The sequence below is a fragment of the Acinetobacter sp. SwsAc2 genome, from assembly GCF_013391465.1.
In the GTDB taxonomy this organism is placed as follows: domain Bacteria; phylum Pseudomonadota; class Gammaproteobacteria; order Pseudomonadales; family Moraxellaceae; genus Acinetobacter; species Acinetobacter johnsonii.
Map to the genome: position 1 here is coordinate 1 of NZ_JACBEZ010000007.1, position 16,669 is coordinate 16,669.

Below are 16,669 nucleotides of genomic sequence, written 5' to 3' on the forward strand. Positions count from 1 at the left end.
CTTGACTCAAGCATTAATGCAGTACGATCTTCAAAGTTAAGATGATGGTATGACAATTTTATATACTCCATAAACCCTTTAAATTAATTAGGTGGTTTATGTCGCACTTCAAGTTTTACTCTGCCAACTTTTGAGCTTCTTCAGATTCATGCTGATTATTTTGAATAAACCGTAAATAATCATTAACCCATATCGCTTCTTTAACAATTATTGGAATCGAATAAGTCCCCATAATTTGCTCAAGAATATCCGAACTAGCTACACCTTTTGTTTGCAAGTTTGGTTGTTCAACTAAATTATTTTTAAGAATTCTAATCTCTGTTTTATCGACCGTTGATAAAACATGAGGACTATGCGTTGTCATAATAAATTGAATATTTGGAAATGATTCACGTAAGATAAGAATAATTTTTTGTTGCCAACTTGGATGTAGATGTAATTCTATTTCATCAATAAGAACAATACCTTGACCATTAAATGGTAGATCCAAATTATCATTTAGCAACAATAATCGTCGAGCTATATCACCAACCAATCCAAATAAAACTCTTTGTCCATCAGAAAATTGATGTAAAAAGATAATTTCTCGTTCTAAATTTAAAGCTACTTTATCTTCACCATCATCTGCATTAACAAGTTCAATATGATTTAAATCAGGATATATTTTCCTAAATAATTCTTCCAAGAACTTAATTGCTTTTTTTGATTGATTGTTTGTTCGATCGTTAGGATACAACTTCAGAACTGATACCAAATCTTCATATAGTTCATATAAAGGATGATCTTTATTATTAGCACCTGCTTGCAATAAACTATCAACTTGGTTTCTAATTTTTAAACTATCAACATTATCAACAACAGTATTTGCTGTCTTCAATAACCGAATCAACCATTCACTAAAGACATTAAATGACGCTTTTGAACTTAAAGAACCATCATATCCACTAAGTTTATCAAAATCTGATGCTTTTGCTTTTCTAGCATCTTTTGATAGTCTATCAATTCCGTATAAGGCAAAAAGTGGTAAATCAATACTTTTATAATTATTTAAAAGGCGAAATTTCTTACCAATTTCACGATATGAGACTAGATCACTTTTTAAATCGCTAAGGATGCCTTCGGGTAGGCGTGCTACCCTACCTTTGAATTTATAAGCATTTCCTATTTGAAACTCACAATCTATATATGCCCCTTTATCTTTATTAAGATTATTTACATCATCTACATCAATAGTCCCACCATTGGTATTTTCTTTACGAGCCGTAGCAGCAATCCACATCAAATTTTTACGAATTGACTCTAATAAACTCGTTTTACCAACTCCATTTTCACCTATTAACACTGTTAGATTTTTATGGAGATTTAGTTCTAGTTCTAAAATTTTTCTGAAGTTCGAAATAGTTAGTGTAGATAAAAAAAAGTTCGTATTTAGAATTTTTATTATATTTTCAAAAGCTATCTGTGCCTGCTCTTCATTTTTCTCAAAGCCTAATATACCATCTCTATAATTTATAAATACTTGAACTGCAGCCTCAAAATTTCCATTCTGTGCATTATTTAATAAATGACGTGTACTCATATCAATTCCCTACTCGAATTCTTTGAATTACATTCTGAGTATATTTTTTCTCAAGGTTTATTAAAAAAATTGGTTCAACATATTTTATAAAACCAAGATAACCTCTTAAATAGTTTAAATCTTCAAGAGAAATTTTTTCTTCAATAAACTTGTGAACTAAATGCTTTATATAACGCTTTTTAGCTCTCCCTATTGAAAGCTCATCATCGTTAGTAATAGTAATACCTGTAACATGACGATTATGCTTTTTAGATGAAAAAACTGTTTTCAGATGATTAATTTTTATAGTGTTACCATAAAATTTAATCAATACATTTCTTACTGTGTCAGGCATACAAAATAATGAATTAGGTGTATTTGTTGAGAACGTCATATCGTCTGCATAACGTGTATAAGTAATACCTTGTTCCTCGCAATATTGAGCAATTTCACAATCAAACGAAAACATGATAAAATTAGAAATAAAAGGTGAACTTGGTGCTCCTATACTTAGAATAAGCTTATTTGAATATTTATTAGGTTTCCAAAAAACTGCTTTTTCTATTATCTCTTTTTCTAGCCAATCAAATTCTATTCCTGCTCTATCACAAGCATTCCAAAAAATCTTAGGAGTAATAGAATTAAAAAATTCTGTAAAATCCATTTTTAAAAAATAAATATTTTTAGCATGTATTTCAGCATTTTTTTTTATATCTTTTCCTTTCACATATGCTACACATGAGTTATGTATAGGAAAGTATTGTTGAAAAAGTTTAATTAAGGCTCTTTGATAATCTTTTAATTCACGGATAGGCTGAGCAATAGTACGCGTACCTGACGTTCGTTTAGGAATTTCATATCTTTTATATTTCTTAGGTGCTTCGCCAAAAAACAGGAAAAATTCCTTTTTAGATTCAAAATTATGAATTTTTTTAGATATTAAGTATTCAATAACATCAACTTTTGACATACTTTTTCCTAATTAAAAAGCTCAGGAAGTGTCCTTCACTGAGCTTAACACTCTTTACTTTAGAGCAAAAGTTTCAATTGTTTGCGAACAGAGTGAGCGAACAATTTAAACTTTTGTTCTCCAATGTGATTCATCAATAAGTTAGAGTCTGGCTAAACACCCGACTAGACTGTTAAGTCCTAAAGCTAAAGAGCCCCTCTATATTAATCTAGAGCTTCATTTACTACAATTTTTTATCCATTTTTTTCTAATAATGATCAACTATAGCCAATCCAAATCCAATTCCCTATACTCAACCTAACAACTCGCAACAAGAACGAACCTTATGAAATTAAAAACTGTACTTTTCGCTACTTTTGCTGCCCTTTCTATTACAGCATGTACATCTCAACCAACAATTCCACAGTTGACAGCTGGTGTATTACAAGAAGTCCAAGACATTGAAGTCTATCCAGACACAACCAATAACAAAGCAAAACTGACCAAATTTGAAGACAAATGCGTCATCGAATTTACTGGTAACCTCAAAGCAGGCAAAGTCGTAGAACAGTGGGCGTTCCGTGACTACATCCTCATCACAGGCGGCTCAGCAACCTTTGCACTCGATGGCACAAGCACAGCAACCAAATTTGAATTACACGATGCAGAAGTTCAGAAAAACTTCCTCGCTCTACGTAATCACTTTGCAAAAGAAGCCTTAGCGCAATGTAACTAAGCAAATCGTCATCACTGGTGCAACATCAGTGATGACTTTCTATCAAATGCCTTTCGCTTCATATCTTTTATTTCAACACCAATCTTCATACTCGTTACATTTAAAACAACGACTACGCATAAACTTACATAATTTTAATGAATTAACTGAATGACACAATTTTCAGCCCATTGTTCATGCGCTGTTGCCGCATTGTGCGACTTTCATATCAAACGCTATTTTTGAGCTCATTTCTGTCTATGATGACTGCTGTTCTGAACTCCTCATCGGGTTCTGTCATAAGAGGTAGAAAATCAAAGATGAAAGTTTTAACAAAGACACTCACCGCTTCGGCTTTAACCACTGCACTTTTAGCTTCCACTTCCCTATTCGCAAATACCACAGCCAATACATCGGCCAATGTTCAAGTTCAAACCTCGCAGCCAAGCGTATTGCAAAACTTAAAACATGATGTCAAACATGCCGCGCATGCGACAGGTGAAACGGTTGAGCATGGTGTCGACAAAACCAAAGCATTCAGCAAAGAAAAATGGCAAGACACCAAAGAATTTTCAGCTGAAAAATCTGCTGTCGTAAAAGATAAGGCTGGTGACGTTAAACACTCTGTTGAGCATAACACCAAAAAAAGTGGTCACTATATAGCGGATAAAGCGAAACAAGGCCAACAAGCGACCAAACAAAAATGGCAGGAAACTAAGCAGGCTGTCAGTGGTCAACCTAAACGTGCTGACGTAAATGGGCAAGCCCAAGTGGAACTAGATACACCTGTTGCTAAAGCCAAAGTCGGTTCATCGACCGATGCTGCTGTTGGCGCGAAGTAGAAAGTTAAACTCCTCCAGAGTTGAGAGAGCCCACATGCTGGGCTCTTTTTTTTAGCTATATACGTTTGCAAACTAAGCTTGTTTACAACCAAGCACATGAAATTCACACAAAGAGGCTTTATGCTAAAACGCTGATTTATGCACGATAGCCCAAGAGGTACACTGCTCTATGAACATGATGAAAACAACACTCTTCTGCGCTCTTTTAATGACAACAGCAGGTGTATGGGCACAAACAGAAACCACCACTCAGCAAGCACAAAAGCCAATTACACCTTATGGTAAAAACCCCAATATCTTTCATGTCTGGGCTTATAAAACTCAAGAAGGTGTGATTAACACGGCGGAAAAAGTCGGGACAGCAACAGAAAAAGGCATCCAAAAAATTCGCCCTTCTGCACACCAAGCCTTAGACAGTGCAAAAACCATCACCAACAACACCGCAGAACAAGCCAAAGAAACAGGACAGCAAGTTACCCAAAATGTGAATAAAAAGCTGCATGAAACCAAGCAAGTGATTACTGGTCAAACAGATCAACCCGCCCCCATTTACCAAGGTAGTTTAAGTCAACCGTCATCAGCACCCGTAGATGCTCCTGCGGTTCAAACACCGTCAGCCTCATCTCCACAGCCTGTCACCCCCCAAACAGTGAATGAACCCACGATTACCCAAGCACCATCTTCCTTTACACCAGCCCAAGCAGAAGAAGAAATTAAAGTGACTAAGCTTTAATATCAAAAAAGCCCATCATCTGACGGGCTTTTTCGTTGTCATTATTTGCTTTAATTCACCCGACGGATTGGCTGCCCTGCTTGAAAAGCTTGAGCATTTTCCACTAACTGCTGCACCATGCGTTGACGTGCATCGACACTGCCCCACGCACTGTGTGGTGTAATGATTAAATTCGGCAGACCAACCTCCAATAAAACATTACCCTCTTTGGGTGGTTCAACGGTTAGTACATCAGTTGCTGCGCCTGCAATTTCACCCTGTTTTAATGCGTCTGCCAAGGCAGCTTCATTCACAATTCCACCCCGTGCACAATTAATTAAAAAGGCACTTTTTTTCATTTTTGCGAAAGCTTGAGCATCGATCAGGTCACGTGTGTCATCGGTTAATGGACAATGCAGACTGACAAAATCCGATTGCGCCAGCAAGTCATCAAAGCCCACTCGTGTTGAGTCAGCATGTGGACGGTTTGGCAAATTGCCCACTAAAACCCGCATGCCAAATGCTTCAGCGAGTTTAGCCACCGCCTGCCCTAACTCCCCATAGCCTAAAATGCCCAAGGTCTTACCTGAAAGTTCAATAATTGGGTAGTCCAATAGACAAAACTGCGAAGCTTTATTCCATTCGCCCTGCTGCACCGCGCGGTCGTATTGCAAGCATGAGGTTGCAAGGTTAAGCATCAACATTAAAGTGTGCTGTGCCACCGCTGCCGTGCCATAACCCTGACAATTACACACCACAACACCTTGTACTTTGGCTTGCTGCAAATCGATATTATTGGTGCCTGTGGCAGAGATTAAAATCAACTTTAACTGAGGGCATTGTTTTAGGGTATCGGCATCCAGCATTACTTTGTTGCTAATAATCACATCTGCGTCTTGTACACGAGCGACAAGCGTCTCAGTGTCGGTACTTGGGTAAAGGATCAGCTCATCAAAAACAGCATGCAGTGCTTGAAAGTCCAAATCATTTTGATCTAAGGATGCACAATCTAAAAATACGGCTTTCATTGCTCACGTCCAGTTGTTCTGCATAATGATAGAGCGCTTATTTAAACTAACTCAGCCCCATTTTTCAACGTAAACACTGTCTTGACCACTTAAAAATAGCTGCTACACACAGAAAAAAGCCCGCTATTTAACGGGCTTATTACGATGAATACGAATAGAAATACTGATCTGTTTAATCACATAAAACGTCAGGATCAGTAAGAGAATGAGACCACCACCGAATGTCAGATAGGCTGGGTCTAAACTTTGTGCCTGTACGCTTTGTGATGTTGAAATAAACAGTAATGTTATAAATACAGCCGACCAATGTCTTTGCATTGCTTCCACCCTATTTGATCTTTATCCGTATTGTTTAAAAGATAAACAATACTTTCATATTAAAGCAAATAGGACGGAAAACAAGCGCTTGGCCTTAGACCAAAGCCCTATATGAATAAATCACATGAACACATCTGATTCAGCATCGCTTGACACCAAAAACTGCGCTGTTTCTGGAATATCCTCGACCAAATCAAAGCCACCATATTCATCACAGCTAAAGTTAAACTGCTTATAACTAATCAGATAATAATCACTATATTTTTTCATTAACAATGGATGCATTCCAGCGCTCAACTCGGCTTGTTCATGCACCAACTTCATGATCTGTCTGTCATTCATGACGATGGTATAGCGCATGTCATTATAGTAAATATGTACCAGTCCATTACCCTTGGCAAAGATCGGCAACAGAAACTTATGATTCAGCGCAATGGCATCTGGTGCATAGCTTTCAATCTTTTGACTAATCATATTGAACACCAAACCATGTCCAAAACTATCCATCAACTGACAGCTATTTTCTTGCGGCAAGTTGACCTGAATGCCCAGTTTCAGTAGATCCGTCTGGCTCACTTGTCGATTGCTGAGTAACTCGCGAATAATGCTTTGTTTTAGCTTGGCATCAAAAAATTGACCATCTAACTCAAGCTCATTATTTTTCAGAATTCGTCCCAAAGAAAAGCGATGACGCGGCAACAAGTTTTCGATCACTTTACGGTAGTAAAACTTGCTATTCTTTTTCACTTCACGAATTTTTTTATAAAAATACGGCGCATCAAACTCATGACGTAAAAAATCGTGCAACAAATCTGAACTGGCCAAAACCGCAATCGCATCATGCCCTGTAAAAGGTAAGTTCAGGGTATTCAGATTCGGCACGACCGTTTGTAATTTTTCATAATGCGCACGGTCTTCAGGGCAGTAAGGGTCATAAATAACAATGTATTCACACTCTGCCGAGACATCCTTCGGCTGTACCTGCATGTCATGGTTCAGCTCAGGCTGATAGAACATGTTATAGCGGTTATCCGTCACCTGTTCAGGGTCAATCGAATACTGCGGCACCAAGGCCACTACGCGCTTAAACTGGAGCAGCTTAGAGTATTTAATCGCGGCATAACCACCCATTGACCCTGCATAGGCAATACGGGTTTGAAAGGGGGCAATCCAAGCGCGTATCGCCTCTAACATCGCCAACATTGAAGACTCTGGAAACCATGACTTTTGTTTTGGCATAATGCCAACCACATTGAAGCCAAACTTCGCTAGCGACTTTTCTGCATTGATCGACGTTCCCTTGGCACGGGTAATCAGGTCGCCAAAAGAGAAAATAAGTTCGTCCGATGAACCCTGTAAAAAAATGACACGAATCTGTTCGTCTTCAAAAATAATTTGTTTCGCCATGTCCATGCTGAGAGATTTCATTCCTATAAAGTGAGGTCATGTTCGTTCCATACAGCATAAGCGATTTCATCGAACCAAATGTGTTATTTTATAGATGCAGAGCAGATAAAAAAGCGCAAAATATGACACAATTACTCCATCCTGCAGCACAACACGGGTTTAGCGCAGCTGCTGAACTTTATCAACAAGTGCGTCCAAGTTATCCACAAGAGATCCATGCGTGGCTCACCGAGCAACTGCATTTAAACGCAGATTCACGTGTGATTGATCTTGCCTCGGGTACAGGAAAGTTTCTGCCTTATCTGATTCCACATAGTGGACAGCTCACTGCCATCGAACCTGTTACCGAAATGTTAGCTCAACTCAAACTAGCCTATCCACAGGTCGAAACATTACAAGCCTTTAGTGACCATCTTCCCCTACCATCGCAAAGTATCGATGCAGTTTTATCTGCGCAGGCCTTCCACTGGTTTGCCAATCTGGACAGTTTAAAGGAAATTCACCGTGTCCTAAAACCGCAAGGGCATTTGGGCTTGGTCTGGAACCAACGCGATACTCAAGTCGACTGGGTCAATGCACTCGCAGAACGACTCGCTCCTTTAGAAGGAGGGACTCCACGTTATCATAGTGGATTGTGGCAAAAAGTCTTTGAACATCAACCCTTATTTCAACTCAAAAGCCTGCACCAGTTTGCACAGCAGCAAACCGGTACAGTAGAACAAGTCGTCTCAAACCGTCTCCTTTCGACCAGCTTTATTGCCGCAATGCCACTCGAACAACAGCAGGATTTAAAACATCAGTTTGAAAAAATTGTGAAGCAGTACACGGGTAAACAACCACAAGACGAAATCAGTTTTCCTTACATCACCTATGCCTATCACTTTCAAAAAATAGCAGAATAATAGGACACCGATATGAACCCACATACTCTTTCATTGAAACAGGTTCTACTGCCGCTTCTTTTAGGTGGCAGCTTAATCCTGACAGGCTGTAACAAAGCCAATCAATCTGCTGAGCAAGACACGCTTTCAAGCGATGATAAAATTCTGCAAGAACTCAGCTCCGAACCTGTCAAAAATTTTGCTAAAACAGCCAATGATCCACACGATATTGCGCTCTTGGTCGACTATGACCAGCGCTTTAGTAGCATGAGTGATGAAATGGAAGATGAACTCATGAAAATGCGTGAGGCAGGAACACTGACAGATGAATTTGCAAAAACACGCAAACAAGACAACATTCAGTCTGCACTGAATATGCTGAAAGAGCTGGATTTAAAAACAGAACAAGGGCGCTACATTCAAACTTTGATGTACCAATATTGGGATAACCAAGCCAAAATCATCCAAGATAAAGCCGCAGCACCACATGATAACGTGAAAGGCCTCGGTGAGCTCATTCATGCTCAAGAGCAGCTTGAACACTGGCAGTCGCAGTATCCTAAAGCTCAAGATACGATGTCGACAGGCTACTAACTCAATCGCAGACAAAGAAAAGGGATCCGATGATCCCTTTTACTTATATCTATTCTAATTATGGGCGTTCAGCATATTGTGGTAATGCATCACAAATGTTGTCCCACTCGGCTTGAGATGCCACAAAAATATGCTGCGTCGGCTTTTGCTGTAACGGGGTATCTAAAGTGCCGATCCGCAAACGGTAAAACTCAGGGGTGTCAGCTTTAATACTGACAAGAGGTGAACCACAGTTGCCACAGAAACAACGCTCTGTGCCTGCACTCGATGCATATTTTTTTACAACGTCCTGACCAGAGGTCAGTTTAAAATCCGCCTTAGCAATCGGTGCATTGGTTGCATATGCCGTTCCATTGGCCTTGCGACATTTTTGACAATGGCATTGAATAATATCGCCAATCGGCCCATCAATTTGATAAGTCACTGCACCGCATAGGCAGCTGCCCACATACTGCTGAAGATCCGACATCATGATGCTCCTTGAATTTTTTATTCAAATTAGCACAGCTGATTTTCAGTTGCATCGCTTACGGCGTTTTTTTTGCCACATTCAAATACTGCATCACGCCCTCACCTGCGGCACGTCCGGTTGCAAAACATGCAGTGAGTAAGTAGCCCCCTGTGGGTGCATCCCAGTCCAACATTTCCCCACATAAAAAAACGGCAGGATTGGATTTTAATTGTAGCTGCGAGCTTAGGCCTTCACGGCGCACACCGCCAGCACAACTAATGGCTTCTTCAATCGGACGAAAACCAGTTAAAGGAATCTGTAATTGCTTGATCTGCTGAGCCAGTTGCTCAGGGTGATTCCAGTGTTCTTTTGCAACCAACTCTCGCACTAAACTGGCCTTAGCTGCATCTAAACCCGCTTTACGCCAAACATTACTTAAAGACTGCTTTTTTGTGGGTTTCAGACGCACAGCCAATTCTTGAACCGTGACATCTGGCAGTAAATCAAGCGTTAACACTAAAGGTTGGAGCTGTTTTTGCTGCGCACGCAGCGCTCGACCTTGCTTATAGACCAAACCACTTTCTAGTCCATAATGGGTGATGACGATATCGCCCATACTTTTTTCCGCATCGCCCACCCATGCCGTGATACGTTTCAGTGGCTGCCCAAAAACGGGTTGCATGTAGGTAGACCATTCATGTTCTACTCCAGCATTGCTGGCTTGAAAAGGCTCAATTTCATCGGCCTCCAACCAGTTTTGCCATGCTCCATCACTACCGAGCTGAGACCATGACACTGCTCCGCAAGCCAAAACGATGGCATCATAGCTCTGGTTGTGCACTTGATCACTAAGCAAAGACTTAATTTCAAGTGTATGTTCTTTGAGGCTGAGGCATTGATGACGATAGTAAAACTTGACGCCTGACTCAACCAAGCGTTTCAACCATGCACGTAATAAAGGCGCGGCTTTCATTTCAATCGGGAAAATACGCCCAGACGTTCCGACATAGGACTCAATGCCTAAACCTTTCATCCATGCCTGAATCCAGTTGGCATCCCACTTACGAATCCAAGGTGCTAACCATTCGGCTTGATCATAGCGACCGATAAACTGCTCTACAGGTTCGGCATGAGAGATATTTAGTCCTGTTTTACCCGCCATCAGAAACTTACGTGCAGCAGATGGTTTTTGCTCAAACACATCGACCTGAACATCATATTGGCTCAACACTTCTACCGCCATCAAACCTGCTGGGCCCGCCCCAATAATTGCAATACGCTTTGGCATGATTTATTCAGCTTGATCCAAAGATTGCGCCTGCGGGTTCTGACCTTGCAAGGCCTGAAACGCGTCAAAACGCGTGCGATAACCTTCAGGTTTGGTGATGATCAACTGTTGGCAGAGCTCGCCTCGTTCTAAATATTTAATTTCAAAATGCGTCCTCGCAGAACTATCCGCGATGCGCTCTTTTACAAACGGTAACTTCCACACCTCAATCAACTGTTGCTGTGCTTCTTCGATATATTCAGGAATATTGCTGGCTAAAGTAATTTGTCCGCCCACTTGTAAACGTGAAATCAGAAACTCAAAAAACGGCATATTCAACCAGCGCTGCGCAGGATTATGCGGTTCAGGGTTGGGATAAAGAATAAAGAACTGTTCAACCTGCTGCGGTTGCAAGGCATGTACCACCCACGGTAAAGCATCGGCATGTACCAGCTGTAAATTCTGCTGACCTTCTAAGCTATGTTGTTTCTGCATCGCCACAAACTTTTCACGGGTTCGCTCAACCGCAATCAGCTTTTTCTCAGGATGATTGGCCGTAAACAATAAAGCATGTTTACCCTTGCCCGCCCCAATTTCCACACATAGTGGATCAGGACTGATCATTTGAAAATCACGAGGCGCATGCATACGCGGGGCTTGAAATTGACGAATCGGCATAATCAGATCAAACTAAGAAAAAACCGCATCAGTCTAACAACTGCCAACGTTTTTGCCTATTTCAATCCGAAAATTTTATCTGGAGTCGATCATGCCACACACTTTCCCTTGTCCCCGTTGTGGAGAAATGAGTCAATGGGAAGACAACGCCTTTCGTCCTTTTTGTTCTGAACGCTGCAAACTGATCGACTTAGGTGCATGGGCCAATGATGAATATCGCCTCCCAACGCAAGATGCACCGCAGGCAGAAAATTCAGAAGAATAATATGTTTAATTTCATGATATTTTTCATATTTTAAGAGAAATTGTTCATTATTTAATATCTTAATATTCGCTTAAAAGGATAATTCGTCGACTATACTCCCCCAAAAATTGGTACATGCTCACAGCATGATCAAGTCACAAAAATAACATCCTAAAGGGGGATAAGATGAACATCCTGAGTAAGACTATTGTTTTAATTGGCATTTTACTTGCGATCTGTCTATTCAGTTTTGGCATCTATATGCAAGATCTGTTGATCCTCTCGGTTGGATTATTAGTAGCCTTATTCTCCATCGTGTTGGCTCTAGAAACCCAACACATTTTGCATAATCCATTTCGCAAATAAAAAAGTCAGCAGCTGCTGACTTTTTTATTTTTCAATGAGACCACAAAGCGCTTAGCCTGCTTTCCCTGCCACAAAGGGATTATGTTGTTTTTCAAAACCAATGGTACTGATTGGCCCATGTCCTGAAATGAACTGCGTCTCATCGGGTAAGCTAAAGCATTCACGCTGAATAGAGTCAATCAGCTGCTGATGATTGCCACGCGGAAAGTCAGTACGACCAATTGAGCCTTTAAACAACACGTCGCCAGTCCAAAGCAAACCATAGTTTTTGTTATAAAACATCACATGACCCGGAGTATGTCCAGGGGCAAAACGTACTTCAAACGCTTCATTGCCCAGTTTAAGTACTTCACCACCTTCTAGCCATGTCGTGACATCTACCTTTTCAGGAATGGGAAAACCATAACGCTGCGAGACTTCTTGGATCATATCCAACCAAAAGGCATCTTCTTTATGCGGGCCAATCACAGGGACATCCCACAGTTTTTTTAATGCCCCGACTGCTCCAGCATGATCTAAATGCCCGTGCGTCAACCACAGCGCTTTTACCGTCAAACCCAACGCTTCGATTTCTGCTTTAAGCTTCTCAGGCTCTCCACCTGCATCAATTAAAATTGCTTCTTTACTGTCACTGTCCCAAACAATGGAACAGTTCTGCTGAAATGCCGTTACAGGCACAATTTTAACTTGCAACATAGAGTGTCAACCTCAATTCGTTTTGCTGGCTAATGTCTGTTTTAAGGCATCAAGATTAGCCTGAACCAGCGTATTGAGCAATTGCAAATGATCTCCGCGGCTGTTCAAGGCTGGAATATATTGATACCGCTCTCCACCTTGAGACAAAAACAATTCAGCATTCTGAATCGCCAGTTCCTCTAAAGTTTCTAAGCAATCCGCTGAAAACGCTGGACTCATAATTTGCACCGATTTTACCCCCTGCGCCGCCCATTCGGTCAGTAAGGCATCGGTATAGGGTTTCACCCACTCTTGTTTCCCAAAGCGGGACTGGAAACTGATTGCCCATTCATTCTCCGCTAGGCCTAATTCGGCTGCCACCAACTGTCCTGTGATACGGCAACGGTCTGCGTAGGGATCACCTTTATCGGCATAAGGCTGTGGAATACCATGAAAAGACATTAACAGCTTCTCAGTCACCCCATGTTCAGCACGGAAATCACGCACACTTTGCGCCAAAGCCTGAATGTATAAAGGGTGCTGATAATAATCACGAATAATGCTCAGCCCCGGCAAATTACGCTGCTTTGGAATCCACTTCGCAAAAGCATCATATAAAGGCGCGCTGGATGTTGCCGAGTATTGCGGAAACAAAGGAAAAAGTACAATATGATCTTGCGGGTTTTGACTCAACTCAGCAAGCAAGGGCTGAATGCCTGGATTGCCATAGGTCATCGCAGGGACGATATTCAGCTCAAACTCAGGGTATTGCAAAATCAACTGCTGTTGTAACGCGGCCACTTGAGTCAGCAAAATTTCTCGCATTGGAGAATCGCTGCCCCACACCATCTCATACGCATGGGCAACGCGTTTTGGGCGAAACGGCAAAATAAATAAACGGAGAATAATCTGCCAAAGCGGTTTGGGAATTTCAATCACTCGCTGGTCTGACAAAAACTGATCCAAAAAGCGACGCACTGCTGAAGCTGTCGGTGCATCAGGCGTTCCCAAATTTGCCAAAATAACAGTAACTTTTGCTTTTGTTGCAGTAGACATTCAGCCCTCGTGGCTCGTTTTCGAATGTCTCTACTGTAACAGTTTTCAGTTCATTATCTAAATGGATAACTACGAAGATTGAAATTGAAAAGGCCGATCCTTTTCCAATAAATTACTATCCAAAAGTTTAGTCGCCTTCGGGGTCAACTGCCAAAGCATGCGCTGACGATCATCTCGACCCGACTGAACAATCCAATCATTTTGACGCATTTGCATTTTAATACTGTGCAAAGCACGAATATTAATTTGCGAGCGTGCAACAGCATGGGCACGAGGCATTTCTAGACGCGCATCATTCAAACCAGTTTCGTTTAAATACTCATTTATGCGTTTGGAGAAATACTCTTCAGGAGTGGGGTGAATAAAGGTTGTCCCCAAAACCGACAGTAATTGCGCCCAAGTCATCTGCTTTTGAATTTTTAACTCTTTGAAGTTGCCATCTTGATAGGCATGCATCCGATAATCAAAGGCAAAAAATTCATGCATAGCCACTTTGGGTAAAGACAAAAATGGATCGACTTCACGTTTACCCGCTTCAGTTTCCAGTTGCACCAATTTGGCTTTGAGTTTATCAATTTCGTCATGCAACACTTGGGTATTCTGCGGACGTACCCAACCGGACACAGGATAGCGCTCCAGCATCTGCGTCATATTCAAGCGAACGGCCATTTCCAAGTCACGCATGGTGCGATAAGTGAAAACCTGATCGACTTCGTTTTGGAGTAGTTTTCTAAACTCTTTGAATTTTTCACGCAGCTCAGCTTTGTCGTCATGTAAACATAACTCACGTGCATCAGGATCATCATGCATAAATACAATAATCGGCTTTTGTTTGGTGACCGCATAAATGTATTCAAGGTGCATATATCCCACCCCTGACACGGACTGTTCGCCATATTTGCTGCCCAGCAACAATATGACGTAGTCACAGTCATCAATCTGACGACGTGCAAAAGCCGTTGAAAGTGGTGTCCGTTGTTCTAATCCCCAAGAAAAAAATCCCATGCCCACTAAAGTTTGGGCCAAAATGATCCGCTCTGGTTGCATCTCGCTTCCAGACGTGGTTATAAACACTTGATAACGCTTATCGAGCATCGGTTATCCTCATTATTCTTCGCAGCATCCCATCCCCCAAATTCCATTAGATAGACACTGCGACTAACTCAAGCATATTAGGTTGCAATTTTTGACTATATATCAAAATACTCGATTTATTTGTTTAAAAATTAATCAGATATGTTTGAAATAGTCCAATTTAGTTCTGGTTCAAGCAAAAGTTGTAAGATAGGTCTCAAACTTTCTGCATTATTTCCACTGACATAACATTTAATTCGAACATCACCATCATGATTTTGTTCAAATAATAACTCATTTTTGATTAAAATACGGGCTGTTTGTCGTGCAACTGCCAGTCCAGAGTCAATTAATGTCAGTTTCTGACCAAAAATAGATTGTATCGCTATTTTCAAAAAAGGGTAATGGGTACAGCCTAAAACTAAGTAATCTGCACCCTGATCAACAACGGGTTGTAAAATATCTTTTAACGTGGCTAAACATGCCGCACTCATCTGCGCGCCGCTCTCAACAAAAGGCACTAAATCTAAGCAGGTCACTGGAATCACCGTGACTCCCGAAGGCTGTGCGAATTTATCAACGACGTCTTTAATCAACTGCCCGCGAAAGGTCGCAGGAGTGGCTAGAACAGCCACGGTTTTGGATTTGCTTTGCAATACCGCAGGTTTTAGGGCAGGAACAAGGCCGATAATCGGGAAGTTGTCGCCATAGTGCTCGCGTAAATAATCCAAACTAAAGGCTGAAGCGGTATTACAGGCCACAACTGCAACTTTACAGCCTTTGCGGTAAAGCCACTCAATCGCTTGCGCAGTCAATTCTCGAATATTTTGATCATCGCGCGGCCCATAAGGCACATGTGCGGTATCGGCAAAATAAATGAATCGTTCATGTGGTAAATGCTTGGCAATTTCTTGAGCGATGGATAAACCGCCTATTCCCGAATCAAATATCCCGATTGGCGCATCGGCTGTCGCTTTTGGCATGGGGTTGATCAGAGGAAATAAGGGCTGAATGGCACTCATGAGGACTCGTTGCAGTATAAAGTTAAAAGATCAATCAAGCTTAAACCTCAGGTGCCTAATTGCAATAGCAAATCACCACTTTGTAAGCTCAGTTTGGCTTGACCTTCCGCATCGTCCCTTAGCTCACCCATTTCCACCAAATGAAAAAAAGCAGCACGCTGAATCAGTGCATTGATGCCAAAACGAACATGCACATAAGGACGTAGCTCCCCTTGGAAGGCACGCATAAAAATGGGATGGTCTTCATCAACAATCACCACATCATGCGTGGTCGTGGTCAGTTGTAGGTAGATTTTTCCTGCAATTTCGACTTGATCGACCTGATTGACAAATAAAGGCTCATCTTCAACCTCGATTTCAATCTGCTCGACCGGAGTTTTGAGATAAAACTTATCTTCTTCTTTCCAAAGTACCGTTGCAAACAGCTCAATCATGGCTTGGCGTTTGATCAATTGACCTTCGTGCCACCATTCTCCATTGGCTAAAACCTTCAAATCCATTGTGCCACAATGCTTTGGGTGCCATTGATCTAAAGGGGGGATTGACCTTTTGTGACCGGACTGTCCACCTTTTATGTATTGTGCAATATCCGTTAAGTTTTTATTATCAGCAATAGCTACTTTTTTCGTCGGATTTGCTGAGTTGTGCTGCTTATCCATAAAATTCATGCCTGTCTGACGGAAAAATAATATGATTCAGCCAATTGGCTAGAACTCGGTTTAAACCTATACTAGCTCACAATATAAAAGACACGATGATAAATTTTGTGTCTGGGAACTAAGAACACTCATGGCAGCACCGTTCTTTGAGTCAAAACGGTTGCCACCTTTAA

Annotated in this window: 19 protein-coding genes; 6 read left to right on the forward strand and 13 right to left on the reverse strand. The window is 41.2% G+C overall.

The genetic code is table 11. The features are described from left to right. Window positions 1-115: 115 nt before the first annotated feature. Window positions 116-1,579 (reverse strand): AAA family ATPase, encoded by a 1,464-nt coding sequence (locus HYI04_RS04580; protein ID WP_178895915.1) that lies wholly within the window; start codon window positions 1,577-1,579, stop codon window positions 116-118. A 1-nt stretch (window position 1,580) separates the two neighbouring features. Continuing rightward, window positions 1,581-2,528, reverse strand: a complete 948-nt coding sequence (locus HYI04_RS04585) for a retron St85 family RNA-directed DNA polymerase (protein ID WP_159152985.1) — start codon at window positions 2,526-2,528, stop codon at window positions 1,581-1,583. Window positions 2,529-2,853: 325 nt separating this feature from the next. On the opposite strand from HYI04_RS04585, the gene HYI04_RS04590 reads away from it, so the two are divergent. From HYI04_RS04590 to HYI04_RS04600, 3 genes are all read left to right on the forward strand, one after another. Further along, on the forward strand, window positions 2,854-3,243 hold the full coding sequence (locus tag HYI04_RS04590) for a hypothetical protein (RefSeq protein ID WP_178895916.1): 390 nt from the start codon (window positions 2,854-2,856) through the stop codon (window positions 3,241-3,243). 299 nt (window positions 3,244-3,542) lie between these two features. Further along, window positions 3,543-4,064: a hypothetical protein gene (locus HYI04_RS04595; RefSeq protein ID WP_159152984.1), complete on the forward strand. Its 522-nt coding sequence runs from the start codon at window positions 3,543-3,545 to the stop codon at window positions 4,062-4,064. 169 nt (window positions 4,065-4,233) lie between these two features. Next, complete coding sequence (locus HYI04_RS04600; RefSeq protein WP_159152983.1) at window positions 4,234-4,797, forward strand: hypothetical protein; 564 nt, start codon at window positions 4,234-4,236, stop codon at window positions 4,795-4,797. A 50-nt stretch (window positions 4,798-4,847) separates the two neighbouring features. Here the strand turns inward: HYI04_RS04600 and HYI04_RS04605 are convergent, their stop codons facing one another. From HYI04_RS04605 to HYI04_RS04615, 3 genes are all read right to left on the reverse strand, one after another. Continuing rightward, window positions 4,848-5,804 carry a 2-hydroxyacid dehydrogenase gene (locus tag HYI04_RS04605; protein ID WP_159152982.1) on the reverse strand — a complete coding sequence of 319 codons (957 nt, stop codon included), beginning with the start codon at window positions 5,802-5,804 and terminating at the stop codon, window positions 4,848-4,850. Window positions 5,805-5,927: 123 nt separating this feature from the next. Then, window positions 5,928-6,122 (reverse strand): hypothetical protein, encoded by a 195-nt coding sequence (locus HYI04_RS04610; protein WP_159152981.1) that lies wholly within the window; start codon window positions 6,120-6,122, stop codon window positions 5,928-5,930. Window positions 6,123-6,242: 120 nt separating this feature from the next. Further along, window positions 6,243-7,529: a hypothetical protein gene (locus HYI04_RS04615; RefSeq protein WP_171519353.1), complete on the reverse strand. Its 1,287-nt coding sequence runs from the start codon at window positions 7,527-7,529 to the stop codon at window positions 6,243-6,245. Window positions 7,530-7,651: 122 nt separating this feature from the next. Here HYI04_RS04615 and HYI04_RS04620 point away from each other — a divergent pair, with 122 nt between their 5' ends. Together HYI04_RS04620 and HYI04_RS04625 are read left to right on the forward strand one after the other, a co-directional pair. Continuing rightward, complete coding sequence (locus tag HYI04_RS04620) at window positions 7,652-8,431, forward strand: class I SAM-dependent methyltransferase (protein ID WP_159152979.1); 780 nt, start codon at window positions 7,652-7,654, stop codon at window positions 8,429-8,431. Window positions 8,432-8,443: 12 nt separating this feature from the next. Beyond that, entirely contained in the window at window positions 8,444-9,004 is a 561-nt protein-coding gene (locus tag HYI04_RS04625) for a hypothetical protein (RefSeq protein ID WP_159152978.1), read from the forward strand. A gap of 58 nt (window positions 9,005-9,062) precedes the next feature. Here the strand turns inward: HYI04_RS04625 and HYI04_RS04630 are convergent, their stop codons facing one another. Genes HYI04_RS04630 through HYI04_RS04640 form a run of 3 tightly spaced genes read right to left on the reverse strand, consistent with a single transcriptional unit; the run spans window position 9,063 to window position 11,406 of the window. Next, window positions 9,063-9,473: a GFA family protein gene (locus HYI04_RS04630; protein WP_159152998.1), complete on the reverse strand. Its 411-nt coding sequence runs from the start codon at window positions 9,471-9,473 to the stop codon at window positions 9,063-9,065. Window positions 9,474-9,531: 58 nt separating this feature from the next. Further along, window positions 9,532-10,743, reverse strand: a complete 1,212-nt coding sequence (locus tag HYI04_RS04635) for a TIGR03862 family flavoprotein (protein WP_159152977.1) — start codon at window positions 10,741-10,743, stop codon at window positions 9,532-9,534. A 3-nt stretch (window positions 10,744-10,746) separates the two neighbouring features. Beyond that, window positions 10,747-11,406, reverse strand: coding sequence for an SAM-dependent methyltransferase (locus HYI04_RS04640; RefSeq protein ID WP_171519354.1), 660 nt, complete (start codon window positions 11,404-11,406; stop codon window positions 10,747-10,749). An 85-nt stretch (window positions 11,407-11,491) separates the two neighbouring features. Between HYI04_RS04640 and HYI04_RS04645 the strand changes: the two genes are divergently transcribed. Continuing rightward, window positions 11,492-11,665, forward strand: a complete 174-nt coding sequence (locus HYI04_RS04645; protein WP_004692619.1) for a DNA gyrase inhibitor YacG — start codon at window positions 11,492-11,494, stop codon at window positions 11,663-11,665. A gap of 396 nt (window positions 11,666-12,061) precedes the next feature. Here the strand turns inward: HYI04_RS04645 and HYI04_RS04650 are convergent, their stop codons facing one another. The 5 genes from HYI04_RS04650 to HYI04_RS04670 form a co-directional block, all read right to left on the reverse strand. After that, window positions 12,062-12,706, reverse strand: a complete 645-nt coding sequence (locus HYI04_RS04650) for an MBL fold metallo-hydrolase (RefSeq protein ID WP_004978841.1) — start codon at window positions 12,704-12,706, stop codon at window positions 12,062-12,064. Between the two features lie 12 nt (window positions 12,707-12,718). After that, window positions 12,719-13,741, reverse strand: coding sequence for a ferrochelatase (hemH, locus tag HYI04_RS04655; RefSeq protein WP_159152973.1), 1,023 nt, complete (start codon window positions 13,739-13,741; stop codon window positions 12,719-12,721). Between the two features lie 69 nt (window positions 13,742-13,810). After that, the gene (locus tag HYI04_RS04660; protein WP_005400906.1) at window positions 13,811-14,836 is read right to left on the reverse strand and encodes a DUF4062 domain-containing protein; all 1,026 of its coding nucleotides are present in this window, start codon (window positions 14,834-14,836) and stop codon (window positions 13,811-13,813) included. A gap of 131 nt (window positions 14,837-14,967) precedes the next feature. Further along, entirely contained in the window at window positions 14,968-15,837 is an 870-nt protein-coding gene (gene murI, locus HYI04_RS04665) for a glutamate racemase (RefSeq protein ID WP_178895917.1), read from the reverse strand. A 47-nt stretch (window positions 15,838-15,884) separates the two neighbouring features. Further along, window positions 15,885-16,496 (reverse strand): DUF1285 domain-containing protein, encoded by a 612-nt coding sequence (locus HYI04_RS04670; protein ID WP_178895918.1) that lies wholly within the window; start codon window positions 16,494-16,496, stop codon window positions 15,885-15,887. Window positions 16,497-16,669: the final 173 nt, after the last annotated feature.